The 20,676-nt window shown below is 69.5% G+C and carries 15 protein-coding genes; 6 read left to right on the top strand and 9 right to left on the bottom strand.

All coding sequences use genetic code 11. The features are described from left to right. The first annotated feature begins 138 nt into the window (after positions 1–138). The 5 genes from ACT541_RS10865 to ACT541_RS10845 all read left to right on the top strand — a co-directional run bounded on the left by ACT541_RS10865 (position 139) and on the right by ACT541_RS10845 (position 8,081). A complete protein-coding gene (locus ACT541_RS10865; protein WP_476136742.1) occupies positions 139–3,006 on the top strand; it encodes a cache domain-containing protein in 2,868 nt (955 codons plus the stop codon). Continuing rightward, positions 3,006–3,728: a response regulator transcription factor gene (locus tag ACT541_RS10860; RefSeq protein ID WP_476136740.1), complete on the top strand. Its 723-nt coding sequence runs from the start codon at positions 3,006–3,008 to the stop codon at positions 3,726–3,728. The genes ACT541_RS10865 and ACT541_RS10860 overlap by 1 nt, the downstream gene beginning before the upstream one ends. A 171-nt stretch (positions 3,729–3,899) precedes the next feature. Then, positions 3,900–5,528, top strand: a complete 1,629-nt coding sequence (locus ACT541_RS10855; RefSeq protein WP_476136739.1) for an acyl-CoA synthetase — start codon at positions 3,900–3,902, stop codon at positions 5,526–5,528. Positions 5,529–5,700: 172 nt separating this feature from the next. Next, positions 5,701–7,488, top strand: a complete 1,788-nt coding sequence (locus tag ACT541_RS10850; protein ID WP_476136737.1) for an acyl-CoA dehydrogenase — start codon at positions 5,701–5,703, stop codon at positions 7,486–7,488. A 107-nt stretch (positions 7,489–7,595) separates the two neighbouring features. Then, positions 7,596–8,081 carry a hypothetical protein gene (locus ACT541_RS10845; RefSeq protein WP_476136735.1) on the top strand — a complete coding sequence of 162 codons (486 nt, stop codon included), beginning with the start codon at positions 7,596–7,598 and terminating at the stop codon, positions 8,079–8,081. Here ACT541_RS10845 and hflX read toward each other — a convergent pair. The 9 genes from hflX to ACT541_RS10800 all read right to left on the bottom strand — a co-directional run bounded on the left by hflX (position 8,063) and on the right by ACT541_RS10800 (position 19,180). Further along, positions 8,063–9,472, bottom strand: coding sequence for a GTPase HflX (gene hflX / locus ACT541_RS10840; RefSeq protein WP_476137520.1), 1,410 nt, complete (start codon positions 9,470–9,472; stop codon positions 8,063–8,065). The two genes, ACT541_RS10845 and hflX, sit on opposite strands and share 19 nt — an antisense overlap. Positions 9,473–9,667: 195 nt before the next feature. Next, on the bottom strand, positions 9,668–9,907 hold the full coding sequence (hfq, locus tag ACT541_RS10835) for an RNA chaperone Hfq (RefSeq protein WP_476136733.1): 240 nt from the start codon (positions 9,905–9,907) through the stop codon (positions 9,668–9,670). Between the two features lie 254 nt (positions 9,908–10,161). Then, positions 10,162–11,025, bottom strand: coding sequence for a D-amino-acid transaminase (locus ACT541_RS10830; RefSeq protein ID WP_476136731.1), 864 nt, complete (start codon positions 11,023–11,025; stop codon positions 10,162–10,164). A gap of 20 nt (positions 11,026–11,045) precedes the next feature. Next, the gene (gene ntrX, locus ACT541_RS10825) at positions 11,046–12,413 is read right to left on the bottom strand and encodes a nitrogen assimilation response regulator NtrX (protein WP_476136729.1); all 1,368 of its coding nucleotides are present in this window, start codon (positions 12,411–12,413) and stop codon (positions 11,046–11,048) included. A gap of 6 nt (positions 12,414–12,419) precedes the next feature. Beyond that, on the bottom strand, positions 12,420–14,801 hold the full coding sequence (locus tag ACT541_RS10820; protein WP_476136727.1) for a sensor histidine kinase NtrY-like: 2,382 nt from the start codon (positions 14,799–14,801) through the stop codon (positions 12,420–12,422). A gap of 143 nt (positions 14,802–14,944) precedes the next feature. Continuing rightward, positions 14,945–15,571: a LysE family translocator gene (locus ACT541_RS10815; RefSeq protein ID WP_476136725.1), complete on the bottom strand. Its 627-nt coding sequence runs from the start codon at positions 15,569–15,571 to the stop codon at positions 14,945–14,947. A 21-nt stretch (positions 15,572–15,592) separates the two neighbouring features. Beyond that, a complete protein-coding gene (gene ntrC / locus ACT541_RS10810; RefSeq protein ID WP_476136723.1) occupies positions 15,593–17,035 on the bottom strand; it encodes a nitrogen regulation protein NR(I) in 1,443 nt (480 codons plus the stop codon). 22 nt (positions 17,036–17,057) lie between these two features. Continuing rightward, on the bottom strand, positions 17,058–18,197 hold the full coding sequence (locus ACT541_RS10805) for a two-component system sensor histidine kinase NtrB (protein WP_476136721.1): 1,140 nt from the start codon (positions 18,195–18,197) through the stop codon (positions 17,058–17,060). After that, positions 18,194–19,180 carry a tRNA dihydrouridine synthase gene (locus ACT541_RS10800; protein ID WP_476136719.1) on the bottom strand — a complete coding sequence of 329 codons (987 nt, stop codon included), beginning with the start codon at positions 19,178–19,180 and terminating at the stop codon, positions 18,194–18,196. The genes ACT541_RS10805 and ACT541_RS10800 overlap by 4 nt, the downstream gene beginning before the upstream one ends. 287 nt (positions 19,181–19,467) lie before the next feature. Between ACT541_RS10800 and ACT541_RS10795 the strand changes: the two genes are divergently transcribed. Beyond that, positions 19,468–20,667: a bifunctional 2-C-methyl-D-erythritol 4-phosphate cytidylyltransferase/2-C-methyl-D-erythritol 2,4-cyclodiphosphate synthase gene (locus tag ACT541_RS10795; protein WP_476136717.1), complete on the top strand. Its 1,200-nt coding sequence runs from the start codon at positions 19,468–19,470 to the stop codon at positions 20,665–20,667. The last annotated feature ends 9 nt before the right edge of the window (positions 20,668–20,676 follow it).

Raw genomic sequence — 20,676 nt, 5'->3', positions numbered from 1 at the left:
ATCGGCCGGCGCGGGGTTCCTCGCGCCGGCCTTTCCTTGGGGCGGAACAGCCGACCGCCGACCGCCCTTGCACCCCCGCCGCCCCGCCGTCATGGTGAGCGCCGGGCCGCATCACCCCGACCGCGCCCGGAAGGTGTCATGGTCAAGTCTCGCCTGTTCCTCGAGATCTTTTCGGCGCTGATGCTGGTCGTCGCCGTGCTCGCGGGCGCGGTGTGGCTGTTCACCGTGCCGCTGGTCGAGCGCAAGGCCTACGAGATCGAGATGGCGGCGGGTCGCACCATCCTCGACAACGTCTTCGAGATGGCCTCCAAGATGGCCGGCCGCCTCGACGAGACCCGCGACATCACGCTGAAGTCCTTCGAGGGCCAGCTGCGCGCCGCCGTGTCGCTCGCCGTCGCCCTGATCGAAGGCGTCGAGGCCCGCCGCGCCCGCGGCGAGATCTCCGCCGCCGAGGCCGATCGCCTCGCCTTCGACACGCTGCGCACCATCAAGTGGGGCAACGACGACTACATCTGGGTGTCGGACTACGCCTCGCGCATCCTCTCCCACCCCGATCCGCGCTGGCACGGCCGCAGCGTCGCCGACGTCAAGGACGAGACCGGCGAGACCATCATCCCGCGCGTCATCGAGGTCGCCCGGAAGGCCGGTGAAGGCTCGACCATCTACGACTGGACGCGGCTGGGAGCGACCAAGCCGTCGCGCAAGCTCTCCTATTTCCGCGATCTGCCGCAGCTCGGCATCGTCGTCGGCGCCGGCGCCTGGCTCGACGACATCGACGCCGAGGTCGAACGCCGCCGCGTCGGGGCGATCGACGACATGCGCCGTGCCCTGCGCGAGATCCGCATCGCCCGCACCGGCTACGCCTACATCTTCGACGCGTCGAACAACATGATCATCCACCCCAACGCCAACATCGAGGGGACGGAGTTCACCGCCCGCAACGATCCGGCGACGGGGCGGCCGATCGCCGAGGAACTGCGCGCCGTCGCCGACGCCGACCGGCCGCTGCACTATCTCTGGGACAAGCCGTCCGACCCCGGCAACTACGTCTACGAGAAGATCTCCTGGGTCCGGCACTTCAGGGAATTCGACTGGTACATCGCCTCCTCGGTCTATGTGGAGGAGCTGAAGTCCTCGTCCGAAGTCCTGTCGCGGCGCATCCTGGCGATCACCACCGGCGTCGCCCTCATCGCCGCCCTCGTCGCCGGCTTCGGCATCTGGCACCTGGTCGAGCCGCTGCGCCGCCTCGCCGACACCGCGGCGCGGGTCTCCGGCGGCGATCTCGCGGTCGAGACCGGCATCCGTCGCTCCGACGAGATCGGCGTGCTGGCCGCCGCCTTCGACGCCATGGTCGCCCGCGTCCGCGAGAATGTCGGCGCGCTCGAGGGCCGGGTGCGCAAACGCACCGCCGAACTCGAGAGCGCCAACGCCCGCCTCGCCGCCTCCGCGAGCGCCGAACAGCAGAGCCGCGCCGCACTCGCCGAGGTCGAGGCTCGCCAGCGTCTGATCCTCGACGCCATCCCCGCGGCGATCGCCTATCTCGACGCCGACGAGACGTTCCGTTTCGTCAATCGCGCCTGGAGCGAGCTGATGGGCCGGCCGAAGGAGGCGATCGTCGGTGCGCCGCTGGTCTCCATCCTCGGTCGCTCCGCCTATGCCGCGATCTCCGAACCGCTCGCCCGCACCCGTCTCGGCGAAGTGGCGACGCTCGAATATGCCTTCACGCCCCGCGACGGCCGGCGCACCGTCACGGCCAACACGCTGATCCCGCAGATCGGTGCCGACGGTGCGGTGATCGGCTGCTTCGTGCTGACTCGCGACGTCACCGACGAACGCGAGACCGAACGGCGCATCTTCGAGGCCGAGCACCTGAAGGCGATCGGCGAACTCTCCGGTTCGCTCGCCCACGACTTCAACAACCTGCTCGCCATCATCATCGGCAATCTCGCCACCGCCCGCGAGAAATACGCCGACGTCGACGGCTTCGTCGCCTATGTCGCGCCGGCCGAACGCGCCGCGCGGCGCGGGGCCGACCTCACCTCGCGGCTCCTCTCCTTCGCCCGCCGCCAGCCGCTGCGCTCCGAACGGGTCGAGGTCGCCTCGCTGCTGGCCGAGACGACGACGCTGCTGCGCCGCTCGCTCCCCCACACGATCGACATCGCGCTCGAGGCCGAACGCGGCCGGCACGACTTCTGGATCCTGTCGGACCACGTCCAGCTCGAGCGCGCCGTGGTCAATCTGGCGCTCAACGCCCGCGACGCCATGCCCGAAGGCGGCCACATCCGCCTCGTCTGCCGCCGTCTGCCCGAAGGCGAGACCGAGGGCTGGGACGAGCCGGTACCGCCGGGGCGCTGGATCGAGGTGGCGGTCGCCGACGACGGCACGGGCTTCCCCGAGGGCGCGCTCGCTCATGCCTTCGAGCCCTTCTTCACCACCAAGAAGACCGGTTCGGGGCTGGGCCTCGCCATGGTCTGGGGCTTCGTCAAGCAGAGCCACGGCTACATCCGCATCCGCTCCGAGAAGGCGCGCGGTGCCACCGTCGCCATGCTCTTCGCCGAGACCGACCCCGCCCCCGACGCACCGCCGATCGACGCCGCCGCCTCCGACGGCGAGGCGCTCTTCCCCGGCATGATGGCGCTGGTGGTGGAAGACGACGACGACGTCCGCCGCGTCGTGCTCGAGCAGATGATCGGCCTCGGCTTCTCGGTGATCGAGGCGGAGAGCGGCGAGGAGGCCCTCAGCCTGATCTCCGGCATCGCCGACATCCGGGTGGTCGTCTCCGACGTGGTGATGCCGGGGATCTCCGGCCTCGACCTCGCCCGCCGGCTGACGAAGGAACGGCCGGAGATCGCCGTCGTCCTCGTCACCGGCTATGCCCGCGGCGAGACGCCGACCGATCTCACCGACGTTCCGATCTTGACCAAGCCTTGGGAAAAGGCCGATCTCGTCGACGCGCTGGCCTCGGCCATCCGCGCGCGCGGCGACGACGACAGGGAGCGCGTCTGATGAAGAAGCGGATCTATCTGGTCGACGACGATCCCGACATCTGCGACGTCGTGCGCGGCCTGCTCGAGACCTACGGCTATCAGGTGGCGACCTTCGGCACCGGCCGCGACGCCCGCCAGGCGATCCGCCGCGAGGCGCCCGATCTGCTGGTCGTCGACCTCGCCCTGCCCGACATGAACGGCCTCGACATCGTCCGCGAGAGCTGGAACGACGTCCGCTTCGGCCTCGTCGTGCTGACCGGCCGCGCCGAGGTCTCCGACCGCGTCCTCGGCCTCGAACTCGGCGCCGACGACTACATCGTCAAGCCCTTCGAGCCGCGCGAACTCGTCGCCCGCATCGGCGCCGTGCTGCGCCGCCACGATCAGCTCGTCACCGCCGCCGCCTCCGCCGATCAGGCCCGCGCCACCTTCGGCCCCTGGACCTTCGACGTCGGCAACCTGACGCTGACCCGCGACGACGGACGGGTGGAGAACCTCACCGCCGCCGAGGCGCAGCTGATGCTGATGTTCGCCCGTTCCCCCAACCGGGTGCTGTCGCGCGAGCAGCTGCAGGCCGACGGCGACGACGGCGACGACTTCCCCTACGAGCGCTCGATCGACGTCCGCATCTCGCGCCTGCGCAAGAAGATTGAGATCGATCCGCGCAAGCCGCAGTTGATCAAGACGGTCTACGGTGCAGGATATGTCCTGGCGAAGGACGTCGTCTGGTCCAAGACGCGCTGAGCGCGAGGCCCGGAGGTCGCCGGACGGCCTACGACCTATGGACCGGCCGTTGCAACATTCGGTTCACATTCGGACAGCATTGCGCAAAATCGCGTTGCTAGCGTGCCCTACAAAGAGGAACCCCGCGCTCGACCCCGGTCGGCCGACGGGCGAACGAGGAGGAAAGCCGAGTTGACCGCGCGCAACCCCTACGAGATCGATCTCGAGCAGAACGCCGCGAATTTCGTGGCGCTGTCGCCGCTCACCTACCTCGAGCGCTCCGCCGCGATCTGGCCGACCAAGACGGCCGTCATCCACGGCACCCTGCGCCGCACCTGGGCCGAGACCGCCGCGCGCTGCCGCCGCCTCGCCTCCGGCCTCGCCGCGATGGGCTTCGCCAAGGGCACGACCATCGCCTTCCTCGCCGCCAACACGCCCGAACTCTTCGAGGCGCATTTCGGCGTACCGCTGATGGGCGGCGTGCTCAACGCCATCAACACCCGCCTCGACGCCGAGGCGATCGCCTTCATCCTGAACCACGGCGAGGCGCCGATCGTCTTCGTCGACCGCGAGTTCTCCAAGGTCGCCAAGGCGGCGATCGCCGAACTCGGCCGGCCGATCACCGTCGTCGACATCGACGATCCGCAATACGAGGGCGGCGAGCTGATCGGCTCGATGACCTACGAGGACGTGCTGGCGAAGGGCGATCCGGAGGCCCCGTGGTCCTTCCCGACCGACGAGTGGCAGGCGATCGCGCTGAACTACACGTCGGGCACCACCGGCAACCCGAAGGGCGTCGTCTATCATCACCGCGGCGCCTATCTGAACGCCGTCTCCAACGCCCTCTCCTGGAACCTCGGCGACGACACGGTCTATCTCTGGACCCTGCCGATGTTCCACTGCAACGGCTGGTGTTTCCCCTGGACCATGGCGGTGGTGGCCGGCACCTCGGTCTGCCTGCGCGCCGTCCGCGTCGACCGCATCTACGACGCCATCGCCACCGAGCGCGTCACCCATTTCTGCGGCGCGCCGATCGTCCTCAACATGATCAACAACGCGCCCGCCGCCCTGAAGGAGAAGGTCTCCCACTCCGTCAAGGCGATGGTCGCCGGCGCCGCCCCGCCGGCCGCCGTCATCGCCGGCATGGAGCGCATGGGCTGGGACGTCACCCACGTCTACGGCCTGACCGAGGTCTACGGCCCGACCATGCTCAACGTCTGGAAGGACGAGTGGAAGGACCTGGAGATCGACGAGAAGGCGGCGATCAAGGCGCGTCAGGGCGTGCGCGGACCGATGCTCGAGGGCGTCATGGTGGCCGATCCCGTGACGCTCCAGCCGGTGCCGAAGAACGGCCGGACGATGGGCGAGATCTTCATGCGCGGCAACAACGTGATGAAGGGCTATCTCAAGAACGCCAAGGCCACCAAGGAGGCCTTCGAGGGCGGCTGGTTCCACACCGGCGACCTCGCCGTCTGGCACCCCGACGGCTACGTCGAGATCAAGGACCGCTCCAAGGACATCATCATCTCGGGCGGCGAGAACATCTCCTCGATCGAGGTCGAGGACGTGCTCTACAAGCACCCCGACGTGCTGGAGGCCGCCGTCGTCGCCCGCCCCGACGAGAAGTGGGGCGAGACGCCCTGCGCCTTCGTCATGCTGAAGGACGGCGCCGAGACGACCGAGGCGCAGATGATCGAGTTCTGCCGCGCCAACATGGCCGGCTTCAAGATCCCCAAGACCTTCGTCTTCGGCCCGCTGCCCAAGACCTCGACCGGCAAGATCCAGAAATTCATGCTGCGCAACCAGGCCAAGGAGATCTGAGGCCGACCGCGCATCGCCGGGGCGGTCGCCGCCCCGGTTCCGAGCTCCCGTGATCGATCGAGGCGGCCGGCGGACCCCGAAAGCCGCCGGCATCCCGTCCGATCGATCCGCGCCGGCGGTCTTCGCCGGCGCGTCTTTCTCACGCCCGAGGGCCCGCGCCCAGGAGACAGCCATGTCCGGCTATGCCGCGCCGATCCGTGACATCCGCTTCGTGCTCGAGTCCGTCGTCGACCTCCCCGGCCTCGCGAGCCTTCCCGGCTTCGAAGAGGCGACGCCCGATCTCGTCGCCTCGATCCTGGAAGAGGCCGGCAAGATCGCCGCCGACGTCGTCGCGCCGCTGAATCGCGTCGGCGACGAGCAGGGCGCCGTCTGGGTCGACGGCGCGGTGACGACCGCGGAAGGCTGGAAGGACGCGTGGACCGCGCTGGTCGAAGGCGGCTGGAACGGTCTGCCCTTCTCCGCCGACCACGGCGGCATGGGGCTCCCCCATGTGCTGAACCTCGCGGTGCAGGAGATGTGGCAGTCGGCCAACATGGCCTTCGCCCTCTGCCCGATGTTGACGCAGGGCGCCGTGCATGCGCTCGAGCTCTTCGGCTCGGACGCGCAGAAGGCCAAGTACCTGCCGAACATGGTCGCGGGCACCTGGACCGGCACCATGAACCTGACCGAGCCGCAGGCCGGCTCCGACCTCGCCGCGGTCCGCTCCAAGGCGGTTCCGGAGGGCGACAGGTACCGGATCTCCGGCCAGAAGATCTTCATCACCTACGGCGAACAGGACCTGACGGAGAACATCGTCCATCTCGTCCTCGCCCGCCTGCCCGACGCCCCGCCCGGCGTGAAGGGCATCTCGCTCTTCCTGGTGCCGAAGGTGCTGGTGAACGACGACGGGTCGCCGGGTGAGCGCAACGACGTCGTCTGCGCCTCGATCGAGCACAAGCTCGGCATCCACGGTTCGCCCACCGCCGTCCTCGTCTTCGGCGAGAAGGGCGGCGCCCTCGGCGAGCTGATCGGCCTGCCGAACCGCGGCCTGGAATACATGTTCACGATGATGAACCACGCCCGCCTCAACGTCGGGCTCCAGGGTCTCGCCATCGCCGAACGCGCCCATCAGCAGGCCGTCGCCTATGCCCGCGAGCGCGTGCAGGGCAAGCCGGTCGGCTGGACGGAGGCCAAGGCACCGCCGATCGTCGCCCACCCCGACGTCGCCCGCATGCTGGTGTCGATGAAGAGCCGCATCGAGGCGATGCGCGGCCTGCTCTATGCCGTCGCAGCAAGCGGCGACCGCGCCCATGCCCACCCCGACGAGGGCGTCCGCAAGGCGGCGCAGTTCGAGGTCGATCTGCTGGTGCCGGTCGCCAAGGGCTGGTCGACCGAGACCGGCGTCGACATCGCCTCGCTCGGCGTCCAGATCCACGGCGGCATGGGCTACATCGAGGAGACGGGCGCCGCCCAGCACCTGCGCGATGCCCGCATCACCACGATCTACGAGGGTACCACGGCGATTCAGTCGAACGCGCTGGTCGGCCGCGCGGTGCTGCGCGACGGCGGCCGCTCGGTCGATGCCTGGCTGGAGGCGCAAGGCGCCGTCGCCGCGGCGCTCCTCGCTCGCCCGGCGCTCGCCGAGATCGGCGAGGCGCTCGCCTCGGCGCTCACCGCCACCCGTGCCGCCACCGTCTGGCTGGTCGAGGCCGCGAGCGAAGACATGCGCCTGCCCTTCGCCGCCTCGGTGCCCTATCTGATGGCCTTCGGCACGCTCGCCGGCGGTCTCCAGCTCGGCCGCGCCGCGCTCGCAGCAGACGCGAAAGTCGCCGCGGGCGAGGACGGCGACGGCTGGTATGCCGGCCGCATCGCCATCGCGCGGGCCTATTGCGGCCAGACGCTGCCGCGCGTCGAGGCGGAATGGGCGACGATCCGCCAGTCCTCCGCGGCCGTGCTCGCGGTCGACGCGTCCCTGCTCTGAGACGAGACGTCGGGGCGCGGCCGATTGGACGGCCCCGCCCCGACGCGATCACCGACCGTCCTTCATCGTGACGCCGCCCGCGGTCCGGGTCGGCGAAGGGGAAAGCCATGTTCTTCGTCGAAACGGTCCGCCCCGCGCCCCGTCGCCGTGTCGCCCCCGAGGTCGCACGGGTGGAAGCCCGGCCGCTCGATCCTTTCGATCTCCTCGCCGTGGCGCTGCCGGCGCGTGCCTCCCGCGCGGTGCCGGCGGTCTCCGATCATGCGCTCGCCGCGCGGCTCCGGATCGATCGCCAGACCATGACGAAGCTGCGCGCGAGCGGTCTCCTCGGTCGTGAGCGCACCGGCCGGGCCTGGCCGCACGACGCGCGGTCTGCGGCGCGTGTCGCGGCGATCCGCGATCTGATGCGGATGGGGGCGACGCTCGACGAACTCGTCGCCGTCGCCGAGGACGAGAGCCGCGACGCGTACGCTCGCGCGATCGAACTGATGGAACGGATCGAGGCCCGCATCGCCGACGAACTCGCCCGCCGCAGCGCCTTCGAGACGCTGCTGCGCGACCACGCCGAGGGGCGGCGTCAGGCGAGCGGGTCGTAGGGGACGGAGGCCGGGCGTTCGTCGTCGCGCTTGGGCTCGACCACGCGGCCGCGCACCTCGCGGATGAAGCGGCCGGCGCGGGCGCGGAAATGATCGAGCGTCTTGTCGGGCACCCGCAGGCGCAGCGACACCGACTCCTCGCCGTCGACCCGTTCGATCACCTCGGTGTTGCGATGGACCCAGGCGACCAGTTCGCCCTCGGCCACCGGCACCTCGATGCGGAAGACCGCCCGGTCGCGGTTCAGCCGATCCTCGATCAGCGCCAGCAGCGAGGCGAGCCCGTCGCCGGTCAGCGCCGAGACCGGCAGCGCCGTCGGCGCGTCGAGCGCGTCGCGGCTGCCCTCCTCGAGCAGCTTCGCCCGATGGTCGGGATCGAGCTTGTCGATCTTGTTCCAGACCTCGATCATCCGATCGCGGTTCTGCGGATCCATGCCGAGCTGCGACAGCACGCCCTCGACGTCGGAGGCCTGCGCCGCCGTGTCCTCGTGGGCGATGTCGCGGACGTGGAGGACGAGATCGGCCTCGATCACCTCTTCCAGCGTGGCGCGGAAGGCGGCGACCAGCGTCGTCGGCAGATCCGAGACGAAGCCGACGGTGTCGGACAGGATGATGTCGCCGCCATGGGGCAGGCGCACCTTGCGCAGCGTCGGATCGAGGGTGGCGAACAGCAGGTCCTTGGCGAAGACGTCGGCCTCGGTCAGCCGGTTGAACAGCGTCGACTTGCCGGCGTTGGTGTAGCCGACCAGCGCCACGACCGGATGCGGCACCTTCTTGCGGTTCTTGCGATGGAGCGCGCGGGTGCGAGCGACCTGTTCCAGCTCGCGCTCGAGCTTGGCGATGCGCTCGGTCAGCATCCGCCGGTCGGCCTCGATCTGGGTCTCGCCCGGGCCGCCGAGGAAGCCGAAGCCGCCGCGCTGACGCTCGAGGTGGGTCCAGGAGCGGACGAGGCGGCTCTTCTGATAGTTGAGATGGGCGAGCTCGACCTGGAGCCGACCCTCCTTGGTATGGGCGCGCTCGCCGAAGATCTCGAGGATCAGACCGGTGCGGTCGAGCACCTTGGCCTTCCATTCCTTCTCGAGATTGCGCTGCTGGATCGGCGTCAGCGGGTGATCGACCACGACGAGTTCGATCTTCTCCGCCTCGATGAGGGCCTGGGCCTCTTCGAGCTTGCCCTGACCGAGCAGCGTCGCCGGCCGCGCCTCGCGCAGCTTGACCGGGAAATCGGCGATCACGTCGAGTTCGATGGCGCGGGCGAGACCGACCGCCTCCTCGCGACGGGCATCGAGCGACCGCGTCGCGGAGGGCGCATCCGCCCCCTCCCCGCGCACCGGTCGTTCGGACCGCCACGGCACCACCACCAGTGTCCGGGTCGGCGCCTTGTCGCGCGCCACGGCCTTGCGCGCGCGCGCATTGCGCGGCTCGTGGCCCTCGTCCTCGCCGGCACCCTCGAAGGGGCCGTCTTCGTCATCGATGTCGATCAAGTGCGTATCGTTTCGGGGTGCGGAACCGCCGCGGGAAACGCGCACGATCCCGCAACGCGCTCCGCCGATCAAGCCCCATTCGTCGGGGCGGGGAACAATCCGCGATCAGCCCTCTTCCGCCGGCTCGAAGAGCTGAACGGGGCCGCCCGGCATCACGGTCGAGATCGCATGCTTGTAGACCAGCTGCGAATGACCGTCCCGGCGCAGCAGGACGCAGAAATTGTCGAACCAGGTGACGACGCCCTGGAGCTTGACGCCGTTGATCAGGAAGATCGTCACGGGCGTCTTGTTCTTGCGAACGTAGTTGAGGAACGTGTCCTGAAGGTTGGGAGCGCGATCCGCCATAGTTGGTGACCTCTTTTCTTGGTGTTGCGAGGCTCCCGTTTCGTGGACGAACGGGTAGGCCCGCGTCGGGCGACGCGGACGCCTCGGGTCTGCAGTTCATGATAGACGGAACCGGCCGGCCCCGAACAGTGCAACGCCTTGCCGCATGACCAAACTTTGCGCATGGGTGTCGCCCCCGCCACACCTGTGACGCATATGCCACGGATGACGTTACGACTTTCCGTGCGGAAAACCGGCAGCCGCCGGCGCGGGCCTCAGAGCGGCACGCGCTCGACCGATTCGTGGAAGGCGCGGCGCAGCGCCAGCGAGGTCTCGCCGGGATGGCCGTTGCCGACGGTGTCGCCGTCGATGGTGACGACCGGCATGACCAGCGTCGTCGCCGCCGAGATGAAGGCCTCCTTGGCGGCCTTGGCCTCGGCGACGGTGAAGGCGCGCTCCTCGACCGTCAGGCCGAGCGAGGCGGCGACCCTCAGGAGCACCGTGCGGGTGATGCCGCGCAGGATGCCGGTCTCGGCCGGGCGGGTGACGAGCCTGCCGTCCTTGGTGACGATCCAGGCGTTGGTCGACGAGCCCTCGGTGACGAGGCCCGAGGCGTCGACGAACCACGCCTCCTTGGCGCCGGCCTGCTTGGCCGTCTCCTTGGCCATGCAGTTGGGCAGGAGGCCGACGGTCTTGATGTCGACGCGGCTCCAGCGGTTGTCGGGCACGGTGACGACGGCGATGCCCTTCGCGGCCTGGGCCTCGGCCTTGGCGCGGTCGTGCGGCTTGGCGGTCATGACCACGGTCGGCGGCAGGTCGGCCGGCGGGAAGGCATGGTCGCGCGGCCACACACCACGCGAGACCTGGACGTAGACGCCACCGTTCTTCACCCGGTTGCGCTTGGCTGTCTCGCGCATGACGATCAGCAGCGCGGCGCGGCTCATCGGCATGCGGATCGACAGTTCACGCAGCGAACGCTCGAGCCGGTCGAGATGAAGCCCCGAATCGATGACGAAACCGTCGCGGATCTCGCAGACCTCGTAGACCGCGTCGGCGAACTGATAGCCGCGATCGTCGATCGAGACGGCGGCGTTCGCGTGGGGCAGGTAGCGGCCGTTCACGTAGGCGATGCGGGTCATGATCCACTCCGGTTCGGGCGTCAGTTGACGCCGAGCGACTTCAGTTTGCGGTGGAGCGCCGAACGCTCCATGCCGACGAACTCGGCGGTGCGCGAGATGTTGCCGCCGAAGCGGTTGATCTGCGCCACCAGATACTCACGCTCGAAGATCTCGCGTGCGTCGCGCAGGGGCAAGCTCATGAGATGCTCGCCTCCCGTGGACGAGGGTAGCGCCGGGAGCATGGCACCGATCTCGGCCGGCAGCAGGTCGGCGGTGATGACCGCATCCTCCTCGCCGCGGGTCAGGATCATCAGCCGCTCGACGTTGTTCCTGAGCTGGCGAATGTTCCCCGGCCAGTCGTGCGCCTGCAGCACCGCCATGGCGTCGTCGCCGATCTTGCGGATCGGCAGACCCGCGGTACGCGACAGCTGCTCCATGAAGTGGCGGACGAGATGGGGGATGTCGTCGCGCCGTTCGGCGAGCGAGGGTACGCGGATCGGCACCACGGCGAGGCGGTGGAAGAGATCCTCGCGGAAGCGCCCCTCCTGGATCTCGCGCGGCAGATCGCGGGCGGTCGAGGAGACGACGCGCACGTCGACCTGCACCTTCACCGAGCCGCCGACGCGGGTGAAGGACTGTTCGACCAGCACGCGCAGGATCTTCGACTGGGTCTCGCGCGGCATGTCGGCGACCTCGTCGAGGTAGAGCGTGCCGCCGTGGGCCTCCTCGAGCGCCCCGATCTTGCGGTTCGAGCCGCCGTCCTGCTCGGTGCCGAAGAGTTCCATCTCCATCCGCTCGGGCGTGATCGCCGCGGCGTTGAGGACGACGAAGGGCCCCTTGGCGCGCAGCGAGGTCTGGTGCAGCAGCCGCGCCGCCAGCTCCTTGCCCGAACCCGACGGGCCGGTGATCAGCACGCGGCTGTTGGTCGGCGCGATCCGTTCGATCTGCTGGCGGAGCTGATTGACGGTGGTGGAACTGCCGAGCAGCTCCTGCGTGTCGATCGAGCGCTCGCGCAGCTCCTTCACTTCGCGCTTGAGCTTGGAGGCCTCCAGCGCGCGCTCGGCGATGAGGATCAGGCGATCGGCCTTGAACGGCTTCTCGATGTAGTCGTAGGCGCCCCGCTTGATCGCCGAGACGGCGGTCTCGACGTTGCCGTGGCCGGAGATGATGACGACCGGCAGGTCGGGGTGCTGGCGCTTGACGACGTCGAGCAGCGCCAACCCGTCGAGCCGGCTCTGCTGCATCCAGATGTCGAGGAAGACCAGGGTCGGCCGGCGGTTCTCGATCGCCGCCAGGCACTCGTCGGAATTCGAGGCGAGCCGCGTGCCGTGGCCCTCGTCCTCGAGAATGCCGGCGATCAGTTCGCGAATGTCACGTTCGTCGTCGACGATCAGAATGTCGGAGGCCATGGCCGGTCACTTCGTTTTCGTTGTCGTTGTCGCGATGTCGGATTGCGTCGAGGCGTCGACCCCGTCGGGAGGCGGATCGGGGGGCAGCGCCTCCCCCGCCCCGGCCGTACCGTCCTCGGGCGGCGCGACCTCCGGCGGCGGCATCTCCTGCGGCGGAACCGAGGTCCGCGGCGTCTCCGGCTCGGCCGGCAGCGTCAGGCGCACCATGGCGCCGCGCCCGCCCTGGGCCACCGCCGGCGCATCGACCAGTTCGATGCGGCCGCCGTGGTCCTCGAGGATCTTGCGGACGATGGCAAGGCCGAGGCCGGTGCCCTTCTCCCGCGTCGTGACATAGGGCTCGAGCAGCCGGTGGCGGTTCTCGGACGGCAGACCGATGCCGTTGTCGATCACCTCGACCACCACCATCTCGCCGTCGCGCCGGATCGCCGCCTCGACGGTACCGCGGCCGCGCTGGTCGTCGGGCACCGCGTCGATCGCCTCGCAGGCGTTCTTGACGAGGTTGGCGAAGGCCTGCAGCAGCAGGCGATGGTCGTACTGGCCCCAGATCGGCTCGTCGGGCAGACGGGTGACGAAGTCGACGTCGGCGGCGGCGACCGAGCGCAGGAACACCGCCTCGCGCAGCGCCTCGACCAGATCGGCGCGCACCAGTTGCGGCTTGGGCATGCGGGCGAAGGACGAGAACTCGTTGACCATCCGCTCGATGTCGCCGACCTGGCGGATGATCGTGTCGATGCAGCGATCGAACACCTCGTGGTCGTCGGCGACCACCTTGCCGTAGCGCCGGCGCAGCCGCTCGGCCGAGAGCTGGATCGGCGTCAGCGGGTTCTTGATCTCGTGGGCGATGCGCCGCGCCACGTCGGCCCAGGCCGAGGAGCGCTGCGCCGAAACGAGGTCGGTGATGTCGTCGAGGGTGACGACGAAGCGCCGGCCGGCCGGGTCGGAGGCTTCCGAGGTGATGCGGACGTTGACCGTCAGCTCGCGCCCGGCGCGCAGCAGCGAAACCTGTCCCTGATGGATGGCCGTGGTCGGCTCCGACAGCGCCTCCTCGAGAATGATCGCCAGTTCCGGCACCGCCTCGACGAGGCGGCGGCCCATCAGGTCCTCCTCGATCGTGGCGAGGAGCTTTTCCGCCGAACGGTTGACCAGCGTGATGCGGCCCGAGGCATCGACGCCGAGGACGCCGGCGGTGACGCCCGACAGCACGGCCTCGGTGAAGCGGCGGCGGCTGTCGATCTGGTCCTTGGCGGCGATCAGCTCGGCGCGCTGGCCGCGCAGCTCGTTGGTCATGGTGTTGAAGGTCTCGGCCAGGTGGGCGAGATCGCCCTCCTTCTTGCGGACCGGCACCTGCACCGCCAGATGGCCCTTGGAGACGTAGTCGGCGGCGAGAATCAGCCGTCGGATCGGCGAGACCAGCCGGTTGGCGAAACCGATGCCGATCCAGATCGCCGCGATCATGAAGATCAGCGACACGCCGACGAAGATCATCGCGAAGGCGAGCTGCGAGCCGAACCGCGTCTGATCGAGCTGGCGATAGTCGGCGACCGCCTCCTTGGCCTGACGCAGCGGCCCCAGCACCTTCGGGTCGAGAGGCCGGGTGATGTAGAGGAACTGTTCGTTCCAGCCCTCGAGCTTGATGATGACGCCGACCTGATTGGTCTGGCCGGGCGTGATCACGACCGGTTCGCCGTCGTCGGCCTGGGCGAAGGCCTCCGGCGGCGGCATCTGGATCTCGGCCCAGTCCGAGACGATGACGGTGCGGGTCAGCACCGTGCCGTCTTTCTCCAGGATGAAGGCCGCCGGCAGGCCGCGGACCTGCGCCTGGGCCACCATCACGGCGTCGAAGCGGTCGGGCTCGGTGTCGTAGAGCTCCTTGGCGCGGGCGACGTCGGTCGCCATGGCGACGGCGTCGGAGCGGATGGCGCGCGAATGCTCGGCGAGATAGGCGTTGCCGACCATCGCCGCGCTGTCGACGATCAGGCGCGTGCGTTCCTCGAACCAGCGATCGAGGCCGCGGTCGAGGGTGATCGAGGCCAGCACCGCGACCAACAGCGCCGGAGCCGCCGCCACCGCCGTGAAGGCGCCGATGACGCGCAGATGCAGCCGCGCCGCCGCTCGGCCGGCCGCCCAGGCCCGCCACAGGCCGATCAGCTCGAAGCCGATCAACCCGAGCAGCAGGCACATGAAGACGCCGTTGACGACATAGGTCGCGTAGACCGTCGAGGCGGTCGGGACGATCCGCGTCATGCCGGTCAGGATGGCGAAGGAGACGACGACGGTGACCAGCGCGACCACGGTCAGCGCCAGACCGATGCGTCGAACCGGTCGCGAGCGATCGCCCACCGGCACGGCCGTCGCCTTCTGGATGGTCAGAATGGTCTGTTGATCCACGCGCACCCTCGGTCTGGCCCACCCGCCCGTCTCGGAGAGGCGAGTCGGCGAATGACCTTCCTGTCATCGGTCGGGATTGTTGCCGAATTGCGGCACTGTTGCCAGCCGGCCACGCTTTTCCGTGTCCGCTGCGGCGTTTGGCGTCACGCCCGATGCGGCATCGCGGCGTCCCAGGCGGTCTTCAGCCCGAACAGCACGAAGAGCACGCCGACCGCCCGGGTCACCCCGCCACGGAAACGCAGGAAGAGCCGACCGACCTGCGGCAGGCCCGACCAGGCGACGGTGACGACGTCGCCGATCGCCATGCCGAGCGTCGTGGCGGCGAAGAGCATCGCCGCGCCGGGAAGATCGAGCGACGGCCCCGCCCCCACGGAGAGCGCGCCGTACATGGCGAGCGAGAACGGGTAGGCCTTGGGATTGGTCAGGCCGAACATCAGCCCGGCGCGGATCGGCCGGTCGCCGACGACCGTCGTCGCCCCGCCGTCACCCTTCGAGACGATCGCGCGGACACCGAGCCAGACGAGATAGAGGCCGCAGGCGAGGCCGAGCAGGCGGAAGAGCTCCGGCCCGAGCCGGCTCGCCCCCATCAGCGCGGCGAGCGCCAGCGCCGACCACGTCATGTCGCCGACGCCGTGGCCGAGGAAGAAGGCGAGCCCGCGCCCCCTGCCCTTGTCGGCGGTGATGGCGAGGACCGCCAGCGTCGCCGGACCCGGCGTCACCACGTAGACGATGCCGGCGAGAACGGCGGCGGGGATGATCGTCCAATCCATCGTCGTTCTCCCGAGTTCGGTTCAGCGCGACGAGCGGATCACCTGCACGTCGAGATCGCGGATCTTCTTGCGCAGCGTGTTGCGGTTCACGCCGAGCAGTTCCGCCGCCTTGATCTGGTTGCCGCGGGTCGCGGCGAGCGCCGCCGAGATCAGCGGATATTCGACCTCGCGCAGGATCCGGTGATAGAGCCCGGGCGGCGGCAGGTTGTCGCCGAAGGAGGCGAAATAGGTGGTGAGATGCCGCTCGACCGCCGCCGAGATGCCCTCTTCGCCGGGCTTTTCCTCCGGCGCGGAGACCAGCACCGGCTGGGCGAGTTCGGTCTCGATCACCGAGGTGGTGATGATGTCCTGCGGATAGAGCGCGGCGAGGCGGCGGATCAGGTTCTCGAGCTCGCGCACGTTGCCCGGCCAGCGATAGCGGCGCAGGCGGTCGAGCGCCGCCGTCTCGATCTGCTTGGCCGGCAGGCCTTCCTTCTCGGCGAGCGTGAAGAAGTGGCGCACCAGATCGCCGATGTCCTCCGACCGCTCCCGCAGGGGGGGAAGCCGGATCGGCACGACGTTGAGGCGGAAATAGAGGTCTTCGCGGAAGAGCCCCTGGTTGATCAGCTGACGCAGATCCTTGTTGGTCGCCGCGACGATCCGGACGTCGGTCTTGATCGGGGTGCGGCCACCCACCGTGGTGTATTCGCCCTGCTGCAGCACGCGCAGCAGGCGCGTCTGGGCGTCCATCGGCATGTCGCCGATCTCGTCGAGGAAGAGCGTGCCGCCCTCCGCCTGCTCGAAGCGGCCCGAGGCGCGGCTGGCGGCGCCGGTGAAGGCGCCCTTCTCGTGGCCGAACAGTTCCGATTCGATCAGGTCGCGCGGGATCGCCGCCATGTTGATGGCGACGAAGGGCCCGGTGCGGCGCTTGCCGTAGTCGTGCAGCGCGCGGGCGACCAGTTCCTTGCCGGTGCCGCTCTCGCCGGTGATCATCACCGTGAGATCGGTCTGCATCAGCCGGGCGAGGACGCGGTAGATGTCCTGCATCGCCGGCGAACGGCCGACCAGCGGGATGGCGTCGCCGTCGCCGTCGACGCGATCGGGCATCCGCCGGTTCTTCGGCTCGGCGAGCGCGCGCCCGACGATCGAGATCAGCTCCTTCAGGTCGAAGGGCTTGGGCAGATACTCGTAGGCGCCCTTCTCGGAGGCGCGGATCGCCGTCATGAAGGTGTTCTGCGCGCTCATCACCACGACCGGCAGATCCGGCCGCATCTTCTTGATGCGCGGCAGCAGGTCGAAGGCGTTCTCGTCCGGCATGATGACGTCGGTGATGACGAGGTCGCCCTCGCCCTGCGCCACCCAGCGCCACAGCGTCGCCGCGTTCGAGGTCAGACGGACTTCGTAACCCGCCCGCGACAGCGCCTGATTGAGCACCGTGCGGATGGCGGCGTCGTCGTCGGCGACCAGAATGTTGCCCGATGGCATGATCGAAGGTCCTCGCCGTTGGTCAGGAGCCGAAGTACGTCCGTTCGTCCCGATGCGCGGTGTAGGCCGGCATCAGGATGCGGAAGACGGTCTTGCGGGGCTGGCTTTCGCATTCGACCACGCCGCCGTGGTCGCGGACGATCTTGGCGACCAGCGCCAGACCCAGCCCCGACCCGTTGGTCTTGGTGGTCACGAAGGGATCGAAGAGATGCTCGAGGAGATCGGCCGGAACGCCCGGGCCGTTGTCCTTGACGCAGAATTCGAGCGGCAGCGTCATCTTCTCCTTCGAACCCGGCACCGACAGGCGGACGCCGGGACGATAGGCGGAGGTGAGCACGATCTCGCCGTCGGGCGCGTCGCCGATCGCCTCGGAGGCGTTCTTGATCAGGTTCAGGAACACCTGCACCAGCTGATCGCGATTGGCGAGCACCGGCGGCAGCGACGGATCGTATTCCTCGACGATGCGGATGGAACGGGCGAAGCCCGACTGCGCCAGCCGCTTCACGTGGTCGAGCACCCCGTGGATGTTGACCGCGTCGCGCTCCACCGGCCGCTCGTCGGAGAAGACCTCCATCCGGTCGACCAGCTTCACGATCCGGTCGGCCTCGTCGCAGATCAGCCGCGTCAGCGTGCGGTCGTCGTCGTCGGCCGACTGTTCGAGCAACTGCGCGGCACCGCGAATACCGGAGAGCGGGTTCTTGATCTCGTGGGCGAGCATGGCGGCGAGGCCGGTCACCGTGCGCGCGGCGCCGCGATGGGTCAGCTGACGGTCGATCTTGTCGGCCATCGAGCGTTCCTGGAACATCAGGACGACGTACTCGGGTTTGTCGGCGATCGGCGCGGCATAGATGTCGACCATCTTCTCGCCCGGCAGACGCGGGCTCTCGATGTCGACGCGATATTCGCTGACCGGCGCCTGACGCTCGCGCACCTGCGCCACGAGCTCCAGCACCGGCGAGCCGAAGGGCAGGAAATACGAGATCTCGTGCCGCCGCATGAAGGGGGCGGAGGCCTGGAAGAAGTGTTCGGCGGCGTCGTTGGCCGAGACGATGCGGCCCTCGCCGTCGACCGTGATCACCGGATGGGGCAGCGCGCCGAGCACCGCGACCGGGGTCGGGTCGGCGGGCGGCTCGCCCGGTTGGCGTGGAACGGTCTGGGTCATGCGGCCCGCCTTTGCGTGCTGTCGCCGAAGATGGCGTGGACATGATCGATCACCGCGGAGGGCTCCTTCGCGGTCAGGAGCGCCCGGCGGGCGGTATCGGTGACGGAGACGCCCGCCCCGGCGACATGGGCGTCGAGATACCAGGCGAGATGCTTGCGCGCCGCCATCAACCCGACGCGGACGCCGTGATGGGCGACCATCGCCTCGAAATGTTCGACGATCAGCCCGGTGAGCGCCCGGCCCGTGGGCGCAGCCACCGCCGCCTCGCCGCGAAGCGCACGGGCGACGTCGCCCGGCAGCCACGGCCGGCCGCAGGCGGCGCGTCCGATCATCACCCCGTCCGCTCCGCAAGCCGCCATGGCCGCGCGCGCCGTGTCGATGCCGTCGACGTCGCCGTTGACGATCAACGGCACGTCGACCGCCTCGCGCACCGCGGCGATCGCCGTCCAGTCGGCGGTGCCTTCGTAGAACTGATCGCGGGTGCGGCCGTGGACGGTGACGAGCGACACGCCCTCGGCGACGGCGCGACGCGCCAACTCCGGAGCATTCATGCTGTCGCGCGACCAGCCGAGCCGCATCTTCAGCGTCACGGGGATGCGATCCGGCGTCGCCGCGCGGACGGCCTTGACGATCGCAATCGCCAGATCGAGATCCCGCATCAGCGCCGAGCCGGACAGCCCGTTGCAGACGCGCTTGGCCGGACAGCCCATGTTGAGGTCGATGACGTCGGCACCGGCCTCGACCGCCATGATCGCGGCGCGCGCCGTCGGCTCCGGCTTGCGGCCGGCGAGCTGGACGACGTGGAGCCCCAGCCCCTCGCCCGCCAGACGGACGGAAGCATCGACGCCGCCGGTGGTGAGTTCGTCGGAGGCGACCATCTCGGTCACCACCACGTCGCAGCCGAATCGCGCCGCGATCCGCCGGAACGGCAGATCGGTGATGCCGGACATCGGCGCCAGGAACACGGGAGTGGATGGCAGCAATCCGCCGAGCAGGCCTTCGGGGGCCGCCGCGGATGTCGTCTCGTCGGAAAGCTCCGACCCGGCCATGCTCATTCGTTGGGCAAACTCGGTCATTGACCACATAGATGGCAGAAAATCGAAGGAGAGCAAGAACCCGGATGAAAAATCTCGGGGGCATTCGCCTCAGGATTGACCGATATGGTGTATTGGCAGGCATGTCGACGGCGCGAAGCTCGCATCGAAAGCGTCATGCCGTCGCGCCAGAGACCCTTCCAGCGGTTTTGCCGCCCTTCGGAGCGCTCGTACCCGTGAAGCCCTCGACCGCCGTCCTGATCGTCGCCGCCGGCTCCGGCAGCCGCGCCGCCCGCACCGATGCCCTGCCGAAACAGTATCGCCCGATCGGCGGCATGCCCGTCCTCGCCCGCACCGTCGCCGCCTTCCTCGATCATCCGGCGATCGACGCCGTCGTCGTGGCGATCTCGCCGGAACACGCCGATCTCTATGCCGAGGCGGCGGCGCGCTTCGCCGGCGACACGCGCCTCCTCGCCCCCGTTCACGGCGGGGCGACGCGGCAGATCTCGGTGCGGCGCGGCCTCGAGGCCCTGGCGGCGATCGCCCCCGATCGCGTCCTCGTCCATGACGCCGCCCGCCCCTTCGTCTCGGCCGGCGTGATCGATCGCACGCTCGCCGGCCTCGACACCGCCGACGGCGTCCTCGCCGCGGTGGCGGTGGTCGACACGCTGAAGCGGGTCGACGAGAACGGCCGTATCGTCGAGACGGTGTCGCGCGAGCGCGCCCACGCCGCCCAGACGCCGCAGGGCTTCCGTTGGGCGGCCCTCCACGCCGCCCACGCCCGCGCCGCCGCCGAGGGCCGCCACGACTTCACCGACGATGCCGCCGTCGCCGAATGGGCAGGCCTCGAGGTCCGCGTCGTCGAGGGCGATGCGGCCAACGTCAAACTCACCACCAACGACGATTTCGCCGCCGCGGAGGCCCGCATGTCGCTCGATCTCTACGCCCGCCTGCCCGACGTCCGCGTCGGCACCGGCTACGACGTCCACGCCTTCGCCCCCGGCGACCACGTCACGCTCTGCGGCGTCGACATTCCCCACGTCGCCCGGCTCGACGGCCATTCGGACGCCGACGTCGCGCTGCACGCGCTCACCGACGCCATCCTCGGCGCGCTCGGCGACGGCGACATCGGCGCCCACTTCCCGCCCTCCGACATGACGTGGCGCGGGGCCGACAGCGTGATCTTCCTGAAGGACGCGCTCGACCGGCTGGAGAAGCGCGGCGGCATGCTGGCGCACGCCGACGTGACGATCGTCTCCGAGGCGCCGAAGGTCGGTCCGCACCGCGAGGCGATGCGGCAGCGGCTCTCGCAGATCTGCCGCGTGACGATCGACCGCATCGGCGTCAAGGCGACGACCAACGAGAAGCTCGGCTTCGTCGGCCGGCGCGAAGGCATCGCCGTGATCGCCACCGCCACCATCCGCCTGCCCGCCTGAGGAGACCGC

The organism is Pinisolibacter sp. DMC100, assembly GCF_056313705.1.
The sequence above is the reverse complement of the archived record's forward strand: the minus strand, read 5'-3'. Positions and strand labels throughout refer to the sequence as shown.

What these genes read in the sequence shown, in the direction of transcription:
- ntrX (WP_476136729.1), bottom strand. Translation starts at nt 12,413, where the DNA reads ATGGCCTCCGACATTCTGATCGTCGACGACGAACGTGACATTCGCGAA.
- ACT541_RS10865 (WP_476136742.1), top strand. Translation starts at nt 139, where the DNA reads ATGGTCAAGTCTCGCCTGTTCCTCGAGATCTTTTCGGCGCTGATGCTG.
- ACT541_RS10815 (WP_476136725.1), bottom strand. Translation starts at nt 15,571, where the DNA reads ATGGATTGGACGATCATCCCCGCCGCCGTTCTCGCCGGCATCGTCTAC.
- ACT541_RS10860 (WP_476136740.1), top strand. Translation starts at nt 3,006, where the DNA reads ATGAAGAAGCGGATCTATCTGGTCGACGACGATCCCGACATCTGCGAC.
- ACT541_RS10850 (WP_476136737.1), top strand. Translation starts at nt 5,701, where the DNA reads ATGTCCGGCTATGCCGCGCCGATCCGTGACATCCGCTTCGTGCTCGAG.
- ACT541_RS10845 (WP_476136735.1), top strand. Translation starts at nt 7,596, where the DNA reads ATGTTCTTCGTCGAAACGGTCCGCCCCGCGCCCCGTCGCCGTGTCGCC.
- ntrC (WP_476136723.1), bottom strand. Translation starts at nt 17,035, where the DNA reads ATGCCATCGGGCAACATTCTGGTCGCCGACGACGACGCCGCCATCCGC.
- ACT541_RS10830 (WP_476136731.1), bottom strand. Translation starts at nt 11,025, where the DNA reads ATGACCCGCATCGCCTACGTGAACGGCCGCTACCTGCCCCACGCGAAC.
- hfq (WP_476136733.1), bottom strand. Translation starts at nt 9,907, where the DNA reads ATGGCGGATCGCGCTCCCAACCTTCAGGACACGTTCCTCAACTACGTT.
- ACT541_RS10805 (WP_476136721.1), bottom strand. Translation starts at nt 18,197, where the DNA reads ATGACCCAGACCGTTCCACGCCAACCGGGCGAGCCGCCCGCCGACCCG.